Here is a 19,287-nt window from a genome sequence, read left to right on the forward strand (position 1 = left end):
RCTCCCGTCTCAGAATATGTCGGGTTCGCCAGCGGTGCGGCCGAAATCCGTCTGCAGGAAATCGAAATCGCATCCGGCATCCGCCTGGGTAACGTGTTTCGAGAAGATGTAGCCATAACCACGCTCGTAACGCGGCGGCGGCGCCTGCCATGCGGCCCGACGCTGGGCGATCTCCTCTTCGCTGACCAGCATGTCGAGACGGCGCTGGGGCAGATCGAGCCGCACGATATCGCCGGTCTTCAGCAGGGCAAGCGGCCCGCCGACGAAGCTTTCCGGCGCGACATGAAGAACGCAGGCGCCATAGGAGGTGCCGGACATGCGGGCATCGGAGATGCGCACCATATCGCGGTGACCCTTCTTGATCAGCGCCTTGGGGATGGGCAACATGCCCCATTCGGGAAAGCCTGGGCCGCCAAGCGGGCCCGCATTACGCAGAACCAGAACGTGATCGGGCGTCACATCCAGATTTTCATCGTCGATTGCCGCCTTCATCTCGGGGTAGCTATCGAAGACCAGCGCCGGACCTTCATGGAAATGGAGTTTCGGATCGCAGGCGGCGGGCTTGATCACAGCACCATCCGGGCAGAGATTGCCGCGTAGAACGGCAAGCGATCCTTCAGCGTAAACAGGGTTATCCAGCGAGCGGATGACGTCGTCATTATAGACCCGCGCGCCTTCGAGGTTTTCGCCCATGCTGCGGCCGGTAACGGTGAGCACGGAACAGTCCAGACGGCTTTCGATCTGCTTCATCAGGGCTCGCAGACCGCCCGCATAATAAAAATCCTCCATCAGGTAATCTTTGCCGGAGGGGCGGACATTGGCGATAAGCGGCGTCACGCGGCCGAGTTCGTCCAGCTCGTCCAGCGTCATCGGTACACCGGCGCGGCGCGCCATGGCAATCAGATGCACGACGGCATTGGTGGAACAACCGGTCGCCATGGCAACGATGGCCGCATTCCGAAACGCGGCCGCAGTAAGAATACGATCCGGGGTCAGCTCCTCGGCCACCATTTCCACAATGCGACGGCCACAGCCTGCCGACATGCGCTGGTGTTCGGCGTCCACCGCCGGGATGGAGGAAGCGCCGGGCAAAGTGAGACCGAGCGCATCGGTGATTGCCGTCATGGTCGATGCCGTACCCATGGTCATGCAGACGCCGGCGGAGCGGGCAATGCCGCCCTGCACGCCGCGCCATTCTTCATCGGTCACGTTACCGGCCCGGCGCTCGTCCCAGTATTTCCAGGCATCGGAGCCGGAGCCCAGCACCTTGCCGGCATAGTTGCCGCGCAGCATCGGCCCGGCCGGAAGATAGATCATCGGCACGCCGGCCGAGATCGCTCCCATGACGAGGCCGGGGGTGGTCTTGTCGCAACCACCCATCAGCACCACGCCATCCAGCGGATGCGAACGGATCATTTCCTCCGTCTCCATGGCGAGCATGTTGCGATAGAGCATGGAGGTCGGCTTGGTGAAACTCTCATCGACCGAAAGCGAGGGCATCTCGACCGGGAAGCCACCTGCCTGTAGAACGCCGCGCTTCACATCCTTCACACGTTCGGGAAAATGCGAGTGACAGGTATTCAGCTCCGACCAGGTGTTGAGAATGCCGATGACGGGCTTGCCGGCAAAATCCTCCTCCGAATAGCCAAGCTGCATCATGCGTGAGCGGTGGCCGAAACTGCGCAGATCGTCAGGCGCGAACCAGCGGGAGGAACGGAGTTTTTTGTCGGTCATGTCAAAGGTCCTGCTTTACGGGGCGTGGCGACGGAGGCTTAGTCCTGCTTCAGCGTCAGCCCGCTTTTCGTATCGAAGAGGTGGATATGTTGGAGGGGCGCCGACATGCGGATGACTTCGCCAGCCGATGTCGATGTCTGCCCCTCAAGATGCAGGGTGACGTGGCTGCCGTCACCGAGGTTGCCATAGAGATAGGATTCCCCGCCGAGCTGCTCTGCCGTTCGCACGGACATGGTCACCGCACCGTCCGGTGTGGGCTGCACATGGTTGGGGCGAATGCCGAGCGTGACCTTCTGGCCGGATGCGTAGGAAAAGCCGCTCTGCGGCAACGGGATCAATTCGCCGGTCGCGATTTTAAGGGACGGCTGACCTTCTGCTACTACTTCGCCGGCGAAGAAGTTCATCTTCGGCGAACCGATGAAGCCTGCTACGAAAAGGTTTGCGGGGCGATTATAAAGATCGAGGGGAACGCCGAACTGCTCGAGCTTTCCGGCGCGCAGCACGGCAATCTTGTCGGCCATCGTCATGGCCTCCACCTGATCGTGGGTCACATAGATCATGGTATTGCCAAGACGCCGATGCAGGCTGGAAATCTCGCCGCGCATATCCACGCGCAGTTCCGCATCGAGGTTCGACAGCGGCTCGTCAAACAGGAAAACCCGCGGTTCGCGCACGACAGCGCGACCGATCGCGACGCGCTGTCGCTGGCCGCCCGACAGGTCCTTCGGCCGCCGCTCAAGCAGCTGGTCGATCTGCAGCATCTTGGACACCTGTGAGACCTTCTCGACGATGTCTTTTTTCGGCGTGCCGATATTTTCCAGGCCGAAGGACAGGTTTTCCCGAACCGTCATATGCGGGTAGAGCGCATAGGACTGGAACACCATGGCAAGCCCGCGATCGGCAGCCGGAACCGCGTTCACCACATCGCCGCCGATGACGATATCGCCGCCGCTCAGCTCTTCAAGACCGGAGATCATGCGCAGCAGCGTCGACTTTCCGCAACCGGACGGGCCGACGAAAACACAGAACTCGCCGTGCTTGATATCGAGATCGATACCCTTGATGACGTCGAGGGCGCCATATGTTTTTTTGACCTGACGAAGCTCTATACTTGCCATTGTGTCATTCCCTCCCTTGAGGATCATTTTCCGCCGGTCGATGCGATGCCGGTGGCGATATATTTTTGCAGGAACATGAAGACCAGCGCGATTGGCGCCAATGTCAGCACCGTCATGGCCAGCAGATTGCTCCACTCTGTCGTCATTTCGCCCTGGAAGGAGTTGAGCGCCAGTTGCAGGGTGAAATTGTCGTTACGCGTCAGCACGATAAGCGGCCACAGGAAGTCGTTCCAACGCCACATGATGGCGAGGATGGCCAATACCGCGAGCGCCGGTGCAGACAGCGGCAGGATGATGCGCCAGTAGATTTTCCATTCGCTGGCCTTGTCCATGCGTGCCGCATCGAGGATTTCATCCGGGATGGTCAGCATGTATTGGCGCAGCAGAAATACCCCTGTCGGTGTGGCCGCTCCTGGAATGATCACACCCCACAGGCTGTTGATCATGCCGAGCTGGCTGGTGATGAGAAAAAGCGGAACGAGCACGACGGTCTGCGGGATCATCAACGTTCCGACGACGAGTGCCAGAACCACGCCTCTGCCCTTGAAGCTGTATTTCGACAGTGCAAAGGCCGCCATGGAGTTCACGATCAGCATGATGACGGTCGACGTCACGGTGATGAAGGTCGAGTTCCAGAAATAAAGCGGAAAGTTGAAGCGCTGGAAAAGCTCGGTGTAGTTCTCCGTCGCCAGTGCAACCTTCTCGGCCGGGCGCAGCTCGTTGAACGGCATCTTCATGACTTCGCCGGGCTTTGCCGGATCCACCACCTGGGCGACGAGCCCGACGCGCCTGATCATGCCGAGCTTGCGGCCTTCCTTGTCGACAAAGGCCGGCAAAGGTGCGGCCTGACCGTCAATCACCACCGTTTCCTGCGCATAGGGAAGCAGGCGCGGCGGAAACCGCTGGAGGTCGGCTTCCGTCTTGAAGGAGGAGAGAACGAGCCAGAGAACGGGTCCGAACATCATCAAAACGGCAACGCCGAGATAGGCGTAGGACAGCCAGTCGGTCCAGTGCAATTTGCCGTTTCTGCCGCGTGTGCGGGTTAGAAATGCGCCAATCCTAGCCATCGACTTTGCTCCTGTTGGCCCGGAATTGCAGGGCAGTCAGCACCACGAGAACCACGGCAAGCAGCAGCGAAGCGGCCGCGGCCAGTCCGAAGTTGCGGGGTGTTCCGGCAAAACCAGTCTGATAGATGAATTGAATGATGAAGGTCGTCGCCGAACCCGGCCCACCGCCGGTAAATGCGAAGACTTCATCGAAGGTCTGTACGCCCTTGATGAGGGACAATACGAGAACCACCAGCATGGTCGGGGCGAGAAGCGGCATTGTGATCCGTCGGAAAATCCGCCACGGGCTTGCCTTGTCCAGCTGTGCCGCCTCATAGACGTCACGCGGAATGGCCTGAAGGCCGGCAAGCAGGATGAGCGTGTAGAAGCCCATATGCGCCCAGACGGACAGGAATACCGACCATCCAAAGGCAAGGTTGGCCTCCAGCAGCCAGTCCACCGAACCGATACCGAGGGAATCGAGCGCAGCGTTCAGGACGCCGAAACGCTGCAATATCCACTTCCATATCAGCGCCACGACCACCGGTGAAAGCAGCACGGGAAAGAAGAAGACGGCGCGGAAGAAACCGCGTGCCCTGATGTCACGGTTGAGCACGACCGCCGTAATCAGCGAGAAGCCCACCATGAACCCGACCTGCAGCACGACGAAGAAAAGCGTGTTCCAGACGGAGCGCCAGAAAAGATCGCGCTGACAGGAATTGGGATCGAAATAGTTCTGGCACGAGAGAAGGACCGAGAAGTTTTCGCCGCCCACGGAGGGGCGTTCCGACAGCAGGATATGCTCGCTGCCGGTCACTGAATAAGCCATGTTAAGAACGATCGGCAAAAACGCGAAGACCGCAAACAACAGGAGATTGGGTGTCAGAAACACCCATGCGATGCGCCGATGCCCGAGCATTTTCTGCAAGAGGGCGAAAGGCAGCTCTATGATGCCCATGACGGGCGCAAGAAGTCTGTACATTGATGGTCCTCCTTCGATCCGGCGCGGCGCGGCAAGGCCGCGCCGGAAGGCGATGGATCACTTCGCCTGTTTCAACGCTTCCTCAAGATCGGCCTTCGCACGTGTCATGGCGTCGTCAACCGAGCTTTCGCCAACAATCGCCTGCGTGACGCGCTGGACGGAAATGTTGAACATCGCGCGGTTGTTCTTGTAGCCCTGATAGGCGTAGGCGATGGGGCTGATACCGGGGACCTGATCCAGCCACGCGTTCATGGCCTTCTGGGTCGCCGGGGTTGCGCCGGTGTAGTCGATAGGCTTTGCGCCGACGGCCTTGTGAGCCGGGACGTTGCGGGTACGGACGGTGAAATCGAGGTAATTTTCGTCCTGCGCAAGGAAGTTCAGAATATCCGCGACGATCTTGGGGTTCTTGGTCTGTTTGAAGCCCACGATACCCGTTCCGCCCGGCATGCCGGTGCATGCGGCCGGTCCGCATGGCTGCGACACGACTTCCCAGTCGAAAGCATCGCCGACCTGACTGTCGAAGCGCGCTGTCTGCCAGCTGCCGGAATAATAATAGACGAGCTGACCGTTGATGAATTCCTGCGCCGCATCGCGGTAGGTGTTGCCACCCTGGCCGGCCCAGACGTCACGCGCCATGGTGCCGTCCTTGTTCCACTCGACGAATTTCTTCACGAAAGTGGTGAAGCCCTCGTCGACCAGGATCGGCTTGCCGTCGGCGTCGAAAAGTTTCGCACCGTAGGAAATAGCCGGACCGGCGATACGGTGACCGGAGCGGTCGATCGCCATGGGGTATGGCGAGCCGGTGGCTTTGGCCACTTCATTTGCGGCCTTCGCCCAGTCGTCAAAAGTCGCATCCTTGCCGGGAACGGCGACTTTCGCCTGATCGAACAAGGTGCGGTTGATGAAGGCGCCGGTAATGGTAAGCTGCGTCTGCATACCATAGATGCCCTTGTCGTCGGGGCCGCTACGATACCATTTCAGCACATCGCCGAAATTGTCCTGCCAGTACTTTGCATCCACATAGGGCGTCAGGTCGAGATAATAGCGATTGAGGCCGCCAAGATCAGTGACGGTTGCGAAATCCGGGCCGCTGCCGCCGGCGAGCTGCACCGGCAGGCCTTCGAGAAGCGCCTTGTAGGGCACGATATCCGTAACGATCTTGACGTCAGGATGCTGTTTTTCGTAACGCGACAGGATGTCCTTCAGGACTTCGCAGCCGTTGCCGTCATAGGCGCAGGTGAAGCGAACCTCCTGTGCCTCAGCGGCACCGGCAAAAGATGCCGTCCCGAGGGCCAAGGCAAACGCCAGGCTGTATTTTCTGCTCATCTGGTTTCCTCCCTTTAGATGATTATGCCGTGGCGGACGCGCGCGGAGCCCAACCCTTGAGCCGCTCATTGTCAGCGGTCAGCGGCAGGCGAACGGCCGTGCCTTCCTGTACCGATGTGTAGATTGCGGTTACGAGTTCGATGGACTGCAAGCCGTCCGTAATCGTCACTTCCTTGCCCGCGCGACCCTCCATCGCATTGGCAATCGCCTCGACAAAACCGGTAAAGCCGTTTTCGCCATCTTCCACCGTTGCGAGTACGGCGTCGATCTGGTCCTGCGTGGTCGGCGCCCGCGCCGTAAAGTGCCATTTATCTTCCGCCGGACGATAGGGCAGCGTTCCGCTTTCGGCCGTGAAGCCTTCGAAGCAGAACCGCAGACGGGACGTGTCGTCGGCTGCACCAAGCGTGACCGAGCTGGTGGCGAGCGCGCCGCTCTTCATGCGGAAGCTGATGGCGGCGCAGTCTTCCGTCTCGATCCTGTTCACCCGGGTGTCGGCCATGGCGAAGACTTCATCGACCGGACCGAGGACATGGCACAGAAGGTCGTGGGCATGGATGGCGTGACCGAGGATCGCGCCGCCACATTCACCCTTCCAGGTGCCGCGCCAGGGAATGTCGTAGTAGCTCGCGCCACGGTTCCAGTGAACTTCCGAGCTTGCCACATAGGCTTTGCCAGCAAGTCCGGCGTCGATGAGGGCGCGCAGCTGCCGTAGGGCGGGACCAAAACGATACTGGAAAACCGGAAAGACGCGCCGTCCGGTCTTCTTGACAGAGTCCATCAGCGCATTTGCTTCCTCCAGCGAACGCACCAGCGGCTTTTCGCAGACCACGTCCTTGCCGGCCGCGTGGGCCTTCAGCATTACGGGGAAATGCAGATGCGGCGGCAGGCAGACGTCTATGAGCGAAATGCTTTCATCGGCGAGGACTTCTTCGAGATCCGCCGTGATGCGGATGGAAGAATTTTCGCCAGCCACCGCCCGTGCCCGCTCCACATCAAGATCGCAGATCGCCTTGACGGTGAAACGTTCCGGCAGCGCCAGATAACCGGTGAGATGCTGTGCGCCGATACCGGCGCCGATAATGGCGACGCCGATCATGCTGCGGTTCCTTCAGCCTTGGCCTGCGCCTGAAGCGAGAGGTCACAAACCTTGAAGACGTGTTCCTGCGTCATGGCAGTTTCCGTGCGGTTGCGGATATCGTCGCATACACGGGCGAAGTAGGGCAGGCCGGCACCGGATGCGTCGATATATTCGCAACGGTCGCCATTGACGAGGATCAGACGGTCTGTGCCCTCGGTGTTGCCGACATCAACGTATTTGCGCAGTTCGATGTAACCTTCGGTACCGAGGATCGTCAGGCGGCCATCACCCCATGTCGGCAGTGCATCGGGTGTGTACCAGTCGACGCGGATATACCCATGGCCCTTGTCGCCGCGCAGCACGACTTCGCCGAAATCCTGCAGGCCCGGATCGCCCGGATTGGCGTAATTGGCAACGGTGGCAGATACGATCTCAACCTCGGTGGAGCCGGTAAAGAACATGAACTGGTCGATCTGGTGGCTGGCAATATCGGTGAGAATGCCGCCATAGGCCTCGCGTTCGAAGAACCATGTCGGGCGAATTTGTCGGTTCAGGCGGTGCGGACCAAGGCCAACCGTCTGGATGACGCGGCCGATGGCACCCTGTGCAACCAGCTCGGCGGCTTTCGTGACGCTCGGGACTTCGAAGCGCTCGGAAAAATCGACGGTCCAGATTCTTTTGGTCTTGGCAACGGTCTGGCGCAGGCGCTCAAGCTGGTCGAACGTGGTGCAGCCCGGCTTGTCGGACATGACGTCCTTGCCCGCTTCCATGGCAGCGATGGCAAGATCGGCACGCTTGGACGGAATGTCGGCAATGATGACGAGATCGATGGTTTGGTCAGCCAGCAAATCCTCCTTGGAGGCAGCACGCGGCACGTCCGGGAAGCGCTTTACGAAACCTTCGACCACGTCCGGCTCGCCTTGCGTCCACCAGCCCGCGAATTGCGCACCGGCATCCAGCATGTTCTGCGCCATGCCGAAAATGTGCCTGTGCTCTATGCCGAGAGCCACGAACTTGATTGGTTTACTCATCCTGCAGTTCCACTTCCTTGCCGGTTTCGGCTGAGTTGATGATCGCGTCGATCAGTCTGTGAGACAAAAGAGCTGCTTCACCGGTGACGACCGGCGGACGCCCTGAAGAAATGGCGTCGACGAAATCGTCGAAAACGCCCTGGTGCCATTCATGCGTGAAAGCCATGGGATCGGCGCCGCCGCCGGTGCCGGAAGCGGCACCACCGAAGGTTTCCTGGCGGCCGTCGCGCCAGTCGACATGCAGCAGGCCGGATGCGAGCCGCAGGCTTGCCTTGTCGAAATGGAGAAGAATGGATTCAGGCGCACCGGGAAAGCTTGCGGTGCTCGCGACGAGCGAGCCGACGGCGCCGTTTTTGAAACGAAGGCCGGCCGATACGTAATCCTCGGTTTCCATCTTGTGAAAACGCGTCGTTGCCGCCATGGCCTGCACGCGGGCAACAGGGCCTGCAAGGCTCAGGGCCAGATCGATCGTGTGGATTGCCTGCGATATCAGAACGCCGCCGCCGTCACGCGCAAGCGTGCCGCGTCCCGGCTCATCATAATAGGCCTGGGTACGCCACCACGGCACCGAAATCTCGCAAAGGCCTAGTTCGCCGAGCGTGCCGGATGCGACCAGTTCGCGTGCCTTTTGCGATGCGGCGCGCATGCGGTGCTGGAAAATGATACCGAGCGTTACACCCGCATCGCGGCAGAGCGCTACCAGATCGGCCGCTTCCCGCGTGTTGCGGGCGACAGGCTTTTCGAGAAGAATGTGTTTGCCGGCTTTTGCAAGCGGACCGACGATATCGGCGCGGGCATTGGGCGGCGTTGCGATGATGGCGAAATCGACATCGCCGTCACGCGCGGCTTCCTCGATTGACGCGTATACGGCAACGTGGTGACCAGTGTGTTTTGCCGCTTCGGCAGCCAGCGCTTTCGCGCGGCCGGAGCCACCGTCGACAATCGCTTTCAGGCGGATTTTTTCAGGGCTTGCCGCACAGGCAAGCACATGCGTCTTCGCTACCATTCCGGCACCAACGATGACGCAGGTCTTGATATTTTGCATTCGGGAGCCTCCTTCCCATGGCCATTCAATTGCATACCGGTATGCCGGTTGTCAACACACCAGTGTTCCGGTATACCGGTTATAGAGAAAGACATTTGGAGAGCGTATGCCAAAGATCCCGATGACAGGCGGCACGGTGCCGATGATGGAACGACTGGATTTCAACCGACCGGTTGTGGACCAGATCTATTCGGCGCTGAAATCTGCCATCCTTTCGCGGGAGCTGTTTCCGGGCCAAGCCGTGTCGGAAAACGAGATTGGCCAGTCCTTCAACTCCAGCCGCACCCCGGTGCGCGAGGCGTTGAGCCGGCTGCGAGATGACGGTTTGATCGTCACCCTGCCGAGCCGCGGGACCTATGTCTCCAGACTGTCGGACAAAAATATCCGCAGCGCGCAGTTCATTCGTGAGGCGCTGGAGGTTGCCGCTGCCCGCAGGCTCTGCCAGACCGGCATTCCGGCCGAAGCGGACCAGGAAATCCTGCATGCGCTGGAAGGCCAGCGTGTGGCGATGGAGCTTGGCGACAAAAAGGCCTTCCGTATCCATGACGACCAGTTCCACAGCGCCCTTGCCGCCGCAACCGGCCTCGAAAGGCTGGAGACCCTGTTGATCCGGGAAAAGGCTGGGCTAGACCGCCTGCGAGCGCTGGCGATTACCGACGAAGCACACATGGCCAGACTGCTGACGGAGCATGAGGCCGTCTACAATGCAATCAAGGCACGTGAGGAGGAGAGCGCGGTGGATTATCTGCGCCAGCATCTCCGCCGCGTCCTCGGCATTCTGTCGCAGATCTTCGAAGCACATCAGGAATATTTCGAATAACGCCACGCTGCGCAATTCAACGGTTCAGACAGAAAATGACAACAGCAAATTTCGACAACGCGCCTGCGATCGATCAGGCAGGACTCCTGTGCGACGAAATCAGCATTCTTGCGGAAAGCCCGGTGTGGGACGAAAGACGTCAGGTCCTGTTCTGGTGCGACATTCTTGGCAAGAAGCTACGTTCAGCTGGGATGGGCGGCGTCCAGTATCGTGAATGGACGTTCCCGGAAACCGTCTCCAGTCTTGGGCTCTGTCRGAGCGGTGATCTGATTGCCGCTTGCGGGATGGATATACTCATCCTCAATCCGGAAAGCGGCGCGCGGCGCACACTTCATTCCATTCCCGCACCTGAAGGCATCGCCTGCCGGCTGAATGACGGACGTGTCGGTCCGGATGGAGCTTTCTGGGTTGGTACCATGCACAATGTCCCGCTCTCGCAGATGCAGCCCCATGGAGAGCTCTGGCGTATTACGAATAACGGGGCCGAACGTATCCAGACCGGACTGACATGTCCCAACGGCCTCGCTTTTTCGCAGGACGGTTCCGTCATGTGGCAAAGCGATTCCGTACAGAAATGGATACGCAGGCGGAATTTCGACAAAACCAACGGTGTATTTGATGAAGGTGTGCTCGTCGCACAAATGCAGGAAGAGACCGGAAGGCCCGATGGTGGATGTCTTGACATAAGCGGCCGATATTGGAGCGCGGGTGTCTCTGCCGGCGTTTTGAACATTTTCTCGGAAGACGGCAGTCAACAGATCGGGACGGTAAGGATGCCTGTTCCGCATCCAACGATGCCCTGCTTTGGCGGGCCGGATTTCGGCTCGCTTTTCGTGACATCGCACCGCCATAACATGACGCAAGACAGGCTGAGCGAGGTACCTCTTTCCGGTGGCGTTTGGGTCATTCCGTCCGACATCAAGGGCTTTCCCGCATTCCGTTTTGAGGATGGCAGGTGAAGCCCAAATCGTAAGTCTTTGATCTTTGTTGCCCAACGCAAGTGATGGGTTTCGGCCAGTCTACGTCAGGCAAATTCGTCCTGTTGATCCTGTAGTCTGGCCGTAATCAGCATCGCTTCCGCATTGGTAGATATTGCGGTCGAGATCAGCGTGTTCCGTGCTTTTCCTGCAAAAGCCGGATGGTGAGGTGCTGCAGCAGAATGATGGTCTTGGCGTCGCGAATATCGCCGCGGCTGATCATCTGCATAGCGTCTGGCAGAGCGATTTCCAGCACGTCTATGTCTTCTCCCTCGTCCGCGGAGCCGCCGCCTGTGCCCACTTTATGGTTCTCGGCATATTCGCCGTAGAAAAAGGCGAGGTATTCGGTGACCGATCCGGGGCTCATATAGATATCGAACAGATGGGTGAGTTCGGAAACCTCATAACCGGTCTCCTCCATCAGTTCCGCACGCATGCGCGCTGCCGGTTCAGCGCCTTCCAGCAGCCCCGCCGGAGTCTCGATCAGCGACTCGAGGCCGCCGTTCAAGAGAACCGGCAAACGGAACTGGCGGGTGAGCAAAACATGGTCGTTTGCGGGGTTGTACAACAGGCATGTCGCTCCGTTGCCGCGATCATACGCCTCCCGGGTCTGCCGTTGCCAGCTTCCGTCCCTTAGCTGAAGTTCATACTCATATTTGGTCAGCCGTCCCCAATCATCCGCCAATACGCGTTGCGAAATCGGGCGGTAAACGCTGCTATTCATCAAGTCACCTCGTCATTATCTGTCTTTTCAAAGGCCGTGCAGCCGGCCTTCGACTTGCGTGCGTGTCTCGCCGCCGACCCATATCTGGCCGGTATCATCGCGGGTCAGGTAAATGCGGCCTTTACGGCCAAGACGTGTGCCCTGGGCGGCGACATAGTCTTCCGCGACCACGCCTGTCGCAAACAGCCATTGCGCCAGCGAGGCGTTGAGGCTTCCGGTGACCGGATCCTCGGCGATGGCGCCCAGATGATCGCTGAAGAAGGCGCGAACCTCGAAGGCGGCTTCGCCGCCATTTGCGTGCGGACCAACGACGCCAACGTCAATGCGGCCGGGCCAGCTGCGGACCGGCTCAAGGGCAAGCACCTTCTCAGCCGATGCCAGCCTGATCCCCAACCAGCCGGGGCCATTGTCGATCCATGCGGCATCAACGATGTCGCGTGTCTCTATTCCCAGCAGCTGCCGGGCCTCTTCCAGCTCTGCGGGTGTCGGCGCGCCGGAACGGATAAGGGGCGGAGCGGCAAAGGAAAGTCGACCATGCGCGTGACGGATCGTGACCAGACCGGCACCACACTCCTGAACGATGCCCGTTTCGCTTTTGGGCAGGCCGTTTTCGGAAAGCCAGGCATGGCAAGTGCCGAGCGTAGGGTGTCCGGCAAAAGGCATCTCCCGGTCCAGTGAGAATATCCGGACACGGTAATCAGCTTGGGGGTGGGTGGGCGGCAGCAGAAACGTGGTTTCGGACAGATTGAACCACCGCGTCAATCGCTGCATGTCATCCGTGGTCAAGGTGTCTGCACCCGTGACGACCGCCAGCGGATTGCCAGAAAGCGGGCCGGAGCCGAATACATCGATCATATGGATAGTAAAGGTCATGGCATCGTTCTTTCAGTTCGGATCGATTGTCGGCGCGGACTGTCTATTGCGTAATCCGTTCCAGCACGCGGCTCAATGCCCGCTTCAATGCGCTCGAACCGCCATTGCCGTCAAAGTCCTGAAGAACCTGCTCGTTCAGGCCACCCTTGGTGGCGAATTCGCGGCTGAGATCGGTAAAGTCCGTGTCCTTGCCGGCAAGCAGCGCCACTTCGGAGAGGCCGGCGAAGAGGGGTGCAAGATAGGCGCGGCCCTTTTCTTCCGGCAGGCCGTTTTCGGCCAACCACTCCGTCGTCTGTTGCAGAATGCCGAAATAGGTTGCCATCAGGGCGCTTGCGGCGGCGAGAAGGTCGTATTCCGCCTTTGTTTCACATTCCACCGCATTGCCGAGCACGTTGAAGATCGCGGCGGTATCCGCATCGGAGGGGTAAACGGCCGTGACGCCTTTGCGGCGGGCGACAAAAGGCAGCGGGATCGCCTGGGTCAGGCGCACATCCGCGCCGATCCAGTCAAGCAGTGCATGTCGACCGGTTGCGGCAACGACGCTTATGACTTTCTGCCCCTCGCGAAACCGCAGCGGCCGGATGACGTCCTCGGCGATCTGCGGGCGGATGGCCAGAACGACGGTATCGCAGCCGTCAACAATCGCCTGATTGTCGCTGGAGACGATCACCTGCGGGAAATCGGCGGCAAGCCTGTCCGAGATATCCGCGCTGCGTTGGGACACCATGACATGCGGCACGGCGGCAGGCGTGCTGAGGAGCCCCCGCACCATCGCATCGGTGATAGCGCCGGTTCCGATAAAGCCGATTTTCTGGGGAAGGGACATGATGACTCCATTGCATTGATAGGAAGGAACGATACATCGGTACGGCTGACGCAGGAAGGCGATGAAACAATCTCGAGATTGCCGGGGGCTGGCATATCTGCCGAAGAAATGGCTTGGCAACCGGATCGGCCACTTCACATAACCTTCAAATCTCTCCGAACCAAAGGGCTGCTGCCCTTGCGAATTTCTCCTTGTCCGGAGCAGACTCCGTGGCACAGGCGACGATACCATCGGGGCGCACCAGGACTGTGCTCAAGCCCAATTGATCGATGGCATTGCCGACGACATAGAAGATCCGGCCGTTCCAGCGGCCTGCCAGCGCTTCAAGCGATGCGTCCACGCTAAAATTCAAAAGCAGACCTTTGCCCTTTCTCAGAAGTTCGCCGGTCCTGCTCCCGTCCGCCAGTTCGAAGTCCGGAACGCTGCAGCCCACCAGCGGATGGTTCTCGCCTAGCTCATAGCGGAGGGAAATGCCGCATACGCGCTCGGCGAAATACGTCGCGCCGTCGCGGGTCTCGATGAGATCGCGGATGATGGCTTCCAGCGCTCGTGTGCTCCGGCTTGGGCGCATCAGTGCGACCTGGGCGCGCGACCAGTCAAGGACCTGTGCACCCACTGGGTGTCGCTCTGTGTCACGGTCGATGCTCCCGGAAAGCGGCGGCCAGTGTGCGCAGCGCCTCACGGGATCTGCTGTCGGTAAGGGTCGAGAACATCACGATCTCGGTGGAAGGCAGCGGCGGGAGGCTGAAACGCTGGCTGACCTCGATTGTACCGGGTGGCGCCAGGCGGCAGGAGAATGCCGAAATGGCGAGACCTGCCGAAACGGCCGCGGTCACCATCGATGAGGTGCCGCCAAGAAAGACTTCCGTCCACGCGATGGCGGCGGAATCAAGAGCACGAGTGGCGATGTCACGTACACCGCAGGCGGGCGAAAGCGCTGCCAGTCGCAGCGGCTCGCCCTGACGATGCTCGAATTGCGGGGCTGCGAACCAGCCGAAATGCTCTTGCCCGAGCACTTCGCCATCACGCCTGTCATCCTCGCGCCGGATGATTGCAGCATCGATCTCGCCGCGGTCGAAGGCATCCAGCAACGTGCGGGAATTGTCCATCCGCACTTCTATCGTCAGTCCCGGATCGTGCGCGTTGAGCCGCGCCAGCAGCGTTGGCACTTCCGGCCCTGCAACATGGGCGGCTATGCCAAGGCCAAAGCGTCGGCGCGTGGAAAAAAGCCCTGCCATGGCGCGATCATGCGCGGCAAGGAATTCGCGGGCTGGTGTTAGAAACACTGCGCCTTGCGCGGAAAGGCGCACCGAGCGCGGCGTCCGTTCAAGAAGCCGCTGGCCGAGCCGGTCTTCCAGCCGCTTGAGCTTGACGCTGATGGCACCCTGCGTGGTTCCGAGCGTTTCGGCAGCGCGGGTGAAGCTCTGCAGATCGGCAATGGTGACGAAAGCCTGAACGGCATCCACATCCAGAGTGGTCACTTTAATAATCCAAATTTGTTGTCTCTGAAATATCCAAGCATCCAATTCAGTTATGGTCAAGCTTTCACTAATTTGCCTTGGACTCTGCAAAACACGGATCGAAGCGTGCATGTCTTCTGATGCTTCAGTCCGAACCACGAAAGGCTGAAGAATGACCCTTGCCGTTACCGCCCCAACCCGGAGTAGAAGTGCCATTGCGCTCGCCGCCGTCTGTCTCTCCGCTCTGATGTTCGGGCTGGAAATCTCCAGCGTGCCGGCGATCCTGCCGACGCTCGAGCAGGTGCTGCACGCGGATTTCCGGCAGCTGCAGTGGATCATGAACGCCTATACGATCGGCGTGACGATGGTGCTGATGGCAACCGGCGCGTTGGCCGACCGCTTCGGTCGCAAACGCGTCTTCATCGCGACCATCGTCGCTTTCGCCATTTCCTCCCTCGCCTGCGGCATGACTGAAAGCGTGGCGGTGCTGATCGGCGCACGCTTCCTTCAGGGACTAAGCGGTGGAGCGATGCTGGTATGCCAGATCGCCATTCTGTCACATCAGTTCCGCACGGCCCGCGAGCGTGGAATGGCTTTCGGCTGGTGGGGTATTGTCTCCGGCGTCGGGCTGGGTTTCGGGCCGATCATCGGCGGAGCCATCGTTGCGCTGTGGAGCTGGGAGTGGGTATTCCTCGTTCACGTGGCGCTCGGCATCGTGACACTGTTCCTTGCCGCAAGCGGTGTGGAAGAATCGCGTGATCCGGATGCGACCCGTCTTGATCTTGCCGGTATCGCCACACTCTCGGTTGCCGTGTTCTGCCTTGCGTTTTTCATCACCCAGGGACCGGAACTCGGCTTTGCCAGTTCAAAGGCACTTCTGATCCTTGGTCTATCAGTCGCGAGTTTCATCGCCTTCGTGATCGTCGAAAAGCTCACGCCAAGGCCGATGTTCGATTTCTCCGTATTCCGCATCCGGCCATTTTCCGGCGCGATTATCGGCTCGGCGGCGATGAACATCAGCTTCTGGCCGTTCATGATCTATCTGCCGATCTGGTTTCAGGCGGGCCTTGGTTATGACAGCGTCACCGCCGGTCTCGGTCTGCTTGCCTATACGCTGCCAGCGCTGGTCGTACCGCCGTTGGCCGAGCGCCTGTCGCTGCGTTATCAACCCCGTCTTGTCGTCCCGGCCGGGCTGTTCACCATCGGTCTCGGTTTCATGCTGATGAAACTTGGCAGCAGTGTCGCAGATGCGAGCTGGCTCACCATGCTGCCCGGCTGCATCCTGTCCGGTGTCGGGCTTGGCCTCACCAACACGCCGGTCACCAATACGACAACCGGTGCCGTTCCCGCTGCCCGTTCCGGCATGGCCTCCGGCATCGACATGAGCGCGCGAATGATCTCGCTTGCCATCAACATCCCGATCATGGGCTTCATTCTGGTTGAGGGCGTCTGGTCGTCGCTTAGGGCCAACCTGCCGTCCGGCGCGGATTTGCCCGCCCTGCGTTCGCTCGCGGAGAAGATCGCGGCGGGAACCGCGGGATCGTCGGTGGAGCGTGTTTCGGATGCACTCGTCCATCAGGCACTCGCAGACGGTTTCGGTCTGGTCATGCTTTATGCCGGCATCAGTGTCTGGTTGCTCGCCGCTCTGAGCTTTGTGATCTTCGGCCCGGCGCGAAAGCTTGCCCACGGTTAGTGGTGCCCTGGCGCTGGGACGATAGTCAGGCGGATTTCAGGATTTGCAGTCCTGCCGATGGTTTTGCGGCCGCAGTCTCCTCGCGGCTCCAGCGGCCAAAGGCGGAGCGGCCCAGAATCGCAATCGACGTATCCTCCTGCGGCGCATGGACGAGCACCGTCTGGATGTCGCGGAAATGTCGTTCGAGGCCCAGTTCGCTACCAAGACCTGGATTGCCGATGCCGCGCACTGCGATCTCGACGGCATCACGCAGCTGCCGGCCGGCAAGCAGCCTTGCCCTGATGAATCCTTCCGCATCGCCATTGTTGTTTTCGAGCGTGCCGAAAATGATCTGGCGGGCGCCTGAGACCAGAAGATCGATTTCGCCTGAAAGCGTTATGAAACGTTCCGTGCGGGCGATGGGATGGCCGAGATTGGCCGGCACACGCTCATGCGCGAAGCGGATGAACTTGGCCTGAGCGGCTTCTGCCACGCCGAGGTAAAGCGCTGTCAAAGCCAGCGTGAGTGCCGCATGCGCCCGGTTGTCCTGCTGGGCGACCGATGGATCGACGAGGTCGATGACGTTTTCCGCCGGGATTTCGACATTGGCATATTCGACATCGTGCGATCCCGTAGCGCGCATGCCGAGGCTCTGCCAGTTCTCGATGACCTTGATGCCCGGCAACCCGTTCGGCACCACGAATGTTCCCACCCGCGCCGGCGTTTCGTCAGTATGCGCCCAGACGAGGAAATGCGTGAGACCATATGCGCCCGTCACGAAGCGTTTTCGGCCCGTGATAGACCAGCCATTGTTTGTCCGGCGGGCGAGCGTCGCGGGAAGGCCACCGCGCGCCGGCGACCCCAGCTCCGGCTCGACACGCGCGGCATTGAGCAGCAACGGCCGTTGTTTGGCGTCCGTCAGAAGCCGCCGGTAGAGATCTTCGGGCCAGTGGTTTTTCGCGGCCTGGGCGAGATGGGTAAAGATCGTCATGGCGCTGATCAGCGCCACGGAAGGATCGCCCCGGCCAAGTGCCGCGAGAATGTGGGCGGTATCGGCAAGCGTCGCTCCCTGGCCGCCATAACGTGTCGCAACTGTGCTTTCGAGGAGGCCGTTTTCGTGAACGGCACGGATACCCGTCCAGGGAAACTGGCCAGTCTGGTCCGCATCCGGTGCGGCCTGTTCAAGGATGCGAGCGGTTGCGTCTAGGACAGTTGGGTCATGAGACATGCGTGGTCGAGGCTCTCTGTCTGTGGGGAATACCATTTCCCCATCAGGGGCGATTGGCTCCGTCCGCACTTCAAAAAAATGCCCGGTCAGGCGACCGGGCCGGATCGCGGCATCATGCAGCGGTCTTTTTCTTCGCATCTTCCCGTTCGCGAATGCCTTCGCGGACAAGCGGCAGGATGTAGCGGCCATAATCCACCGCGTCGTTGTAATTGTCGTAGCCGCGGATCGAGATCAGGTCAGCGCCAAGATCGATGTAGTCGAGGATGGAATCCGCAATGGTGCGTGGCGAACCGACCAGCGCAGTGGTGGCGCCGCTGGCATTGGTGGCGGTGACCGTCGGATACCAGAGGGCGCGATCATGCACATCGCCGCGTGCGGCGATTTCCAGAAGCCGTTGCGAACCGACATTGGCCGGGCGCGGCGCGTTGAGCGGTGCGCGTGTTACGCCTTTCTGGCGGTTCTCGTTCAACCGATCCAGAGTTCTGTGAGCCTTTTCCCAGGCAAGCTCGTCCGTCTCGGCGACGATCGGCCGGAATGTGACCCAGATCCGGGGGCGATCCGTGCGGCCCGCTTTTGCGGCTTCCGCATAGACCCGCTCGATCTGCTGCTTGGTTTCGGCAAGCGGCTCTCCCCACAGGCCGAAGATATCGCAGAGCGAACCACCGATGCGATAGGCGGCGTCCGAGGAGCCACCGAGCGAAATCGGAATAAGCCCGTTTGTGGGCCGCACCGCGCTGCGGAATTGCTTGAACTGGTAATATTTTCCGTCGAAGTCGAAGGGCTCTTTCGAGGTCCAGGCCAGGCGCAGGATGCGGATATATTCCTCCTGGCGCTCATAGCGTTCTTCCTTGTTGAGGAAGTCGCCTTCACGCGCCTGTTCTTCATCGCTGCCGCCGGCAATGAAGTGCACCACGACACGTCCACCACTCAACTGATCGAGCGTCGCGAGCGACTTGGCCGCAACTGTGGGATAAACCGTGTTCGGCCGCAGGGCGACGATGATCTTGATGTTTTTCGTGTGCGCGAGCACCGTGGCGCCCAGCGTGAAAGGATCGAAAGACGATGAGGAGTARGGGATCAGCGTATAGTTGAAACCGTAATCATCAAGGGCGCGGGCATAGCGCTCCAGAAAAACAGGATCCACAGGTGCGTCTGGAACGGGGTTTAGATCGTTCGATGCATTGGGAAAGCTTACGCTGATAAATTCCGCGGACATGGGCGCTCCTTCAGGTTCAATGCAAGCATGTTAGGGCGCGGCGTAGGAACGAGGAAGACAGGTCTTTCTTTTTCTATCGAATATGTAGAAAATATTCCCTGTGACGGCCTTCGATATAGGACCAGCAACCG

General features: G+C 60.0%; 17 protein-coding genes and 1 pseudogene. 3 read left to right on the plus strand and 15 right to left on the minus strand.

Annotated elements, in window-relative coordinates; genetic code table 11:
- Positions 1-9: 9 nt before the first annotated feature.
- The 8 genes from araD to AB4Z23_RS21510 are packed head-to-tail and all read right to left on the minus strand — an operon-like array spanning position 10 to position 9,360.
- Positions 10-1,734: an L-arabinonate dehydratase gene (araD, locus tag AB4Z23_RS21475; RefSeq protein ID WP_019566605.1), complete on the minus strand. Its 1,725-nt coding sequence runs from the start codon at positions 1,732-1,734 to the stop codon at positions 10-12.
- 38 nt (positions 1,735-1,772) lie between these two features.
- On the minus strand, positions 1,773-2,852 hold the full coding sequence (locus AB4Z23_RS21480; protein ID WP_035199838.1) for an ABC transporter ATP-binding protein: 1,080 nt from the start codon (positions 2,850-2,852) through the stop codon (positions 1,773-1,775).
- A 23-nt stretch (positions 2,853-2,875) separates the two neighbouring features.
- A complete protein-coding gene (locus AB4Z23_RS21485; RefSeq protein WP_003518047.1) occupies positions 2,876-3,919 on the minus strand; it encodes a carbohydrate ABC transporter permease in 1,044 nt (347 codons plus the stop codon).
- Positions 3,912-4,880 carry a carbohydrate ABC transporter permease gene (locus AB4Z23_RS21490; protein WP_003518048.1) on the minus strand — a complete coding sequence of 323 codons (969 nt, stop codon included), beginning with the start codon at positions 4,878-4,880 and terminating at the stop codon, positions 3,912-3,914. The genes AB4Z23_RS21485 and AB4Z23_RS21490 overlap by 8 nt, the downstream gene beginning before the upstream one ends.
- A 57-nt stretch (positions 4,881-4,937) precedes the next feature.
- Positions 4,938-6,206 (minus strand): ABC transporter substrate-binding protein, encoded by a 1,269-nt coding sequence (locus tag AB4Z23_RS21495; RefSeq protein ID WP_019566604.1) that lies wholly within the window; start codon positions 6,204-6,206, stop codon positions 4,938-4,940.
- Between the two features lie 22 nt (positions 6,207-6,228).
- A complete protein-coding gene (locus tag AB4Z23_RS21500; RefSeq protein WP_035199839.1) occupies positions 6,229-7,302 on the minus strand; it encodes a Gfo/Idh/MocA family protein in 1,074 nt (357 codons plus the stop codon).
- Positions 7,299-8,315, minus strand: coding sequence for a Gfo/Idh/MocA family protein (locus AB4Z23_RS21505; RefSeq protein ID WP_019566602.1), 1,017 nt, complete (start codon positions 8,313-8,315; stop codon positions 7,299-7,301). The genes AB4Z23_RS21500 and AB4Z23_RS21505 overlap by 4 nt, the downstream gene beginning before the upstream one ends.
- Positions 8,308-9,360 carry a Gfo/Idh/MocA family protein gene (locus AB4Z23_RS21510; RefSeq protein ID WP_013761993.1) on the minus strand — a complete coding sequence of 351 codons (1,053 nt, stop codon included), beginning with the start codon at positions 9,358-9,360 and terminating at the stop codon, positions 8,308-8,310. Before AB4Z23_RS21510 ends, AB4Z23_RS21505 begins: the two co-directional genes overlap by 8 nt.
- Before the next feature lie 106 nt (positions 9,361-9,466).
- Here AB4Z23_RS21510 and AB4Z23_RS21515 point away from each other — a divergent pair, with 106 nt between their 5' ends.
- Entirely contained in the window at positions 9,467-10,180 is a 714-nt protein-coding gene (locus AB4Z23_RS21515) for a GntR family transcriptional regulator (protein WP_003518055.1), read from the plus strand.
- Between the two features lie 35 nt (positions 10,181-10,215).
- Complete coding sequence (locus AB4Z23_RS21520) at positions 10,216-11,139, plus strand: SMP-30/gluconolactonase/LRE family protein (protein ID WP_441360755.1); 924 nt, start codon at positions 10,216-10,218, stop codon at positions 11,137-11,139.
- A gap of 145 nt (positions 11,140-11,284) precedes the next feature.
- Here the strand turns inward: AB4Z23_RS21520 and AB4Z23_RS21525 are convergent, their stop codons facing one another.
- From AB4Z23_RS21525 to AB4Z23_RS21545, 5 genes and pseudogenes are all read right to left on the minus strand, one after another.
- A complete protein-coding gene (locus AB4Z23_RS21525) occupies positions 11,285-11,881 on the minus strand; it encodes an NUDIX domain-containing protein (protein ID WP_019566599.1) in 597 nt (198 codons plus the stop codon).
- A 27-nt stretch (positions 11,882-11,908) separates the two neighbouring features.
- Entirely contained in the window at positions 11,909-12,754 is an 846-nt protein-coding gene (locus AB4Z23_RS21530; protein WP_035199845.1) for a PhzF family phenazine biosynthesis protein, read from the minus strand.
- 43 nt (positions 12,755-12,797) lie between these two features.
- Complete coding sequence (locus AB4Z23_RS21535) at positions 12,798-13,580, minus strand: pyrroline-5-carboxylate reductase (protein ID WP_035199847.1); 783 nt, start codon at positions 13,578-13,580, stop codon at positions 12,798-12,800.
- Between the two features lie 145 nt (positions 13,581-13,725).
- A pseudogene (locus AB4Z23_RS21540) lies at positions 13,726-14,208 on the minus strand (aromatic-ring hydroxylase C-terminal domain-containing protein); the annotation flags it as partial.
- Between the two features lie 4 nt (positions 14,209-14,212).
- A complete protein-coding gene (locus AB4Z23_RS21545; protein WP_019566595.1) occupies positions 14,213-15,061 on the minus strand; it encodes a LysR family transcriptional regulator in 849 nt (282 codons plus the stop codon).
- Positions 15,062-15,212: 151 nt separating this feature from the next.
- Here AB4Z23_RS21545 and AB4Z23_RS21550 point away from each other — a divergent pair, with 151 nt between their 5' ends.
- Positions 15,213-16,733: an MFS transporter gene (locus AB4Z23_RS21550; protein ID WP_149916415.1), complete on the plus strand. Its 1,521-nt coding sequence runs from the start codon at positions 15,213-15,215 to the stop codon at positions 16,731-16,733.
- 25 nt (positions 16,734-16,758) lie between these two features.
- On the opposite strand, the gene AB4Z23_RS21555 is transcribed toward AB4Z23_RS21550, so the two are convergent.
- Positions 16,759-17,940: an acyl-CoA dehydrogenase family protein gene (locus AB4Z23_RS21555; protein ID WP_113291032.1), complete on the minus strand. Its 1,182-nt coding sequence runs from the start codon at positions 17,938-17,940 to the stop codon at positions 16,759-16,761.
- A gap of 112 nt (positions 17,941-18,052) precedes the next feature.
- Positions 18,053-19,156 carry an LLM class flavin-dependent oxidoreductase gene (locus AB4Z23_RS21560; protein ID WP_003518064.1) on the minus strand — a complete coding sequence of 368 codons (1,104 nt, stop codon included), beginning with the start codon at positions 19,154-19,156 and terminating at the stop codon, positions 18,053-18,055.
- Positions 19,157-19,287: the final 131 nt, after the last annotated feature.

Source organism: Agrobacterium sp. MCAB5 (assembly GCF_052114365.1).
GTDB classification, from domain to species: domain Bacteria; phylum Pseudomonadota; class Alphaproteobacteria; order Rhizobiales; family Rhizobiaceae; genus Agrobacterium; species Agrobacterium tumefaciens.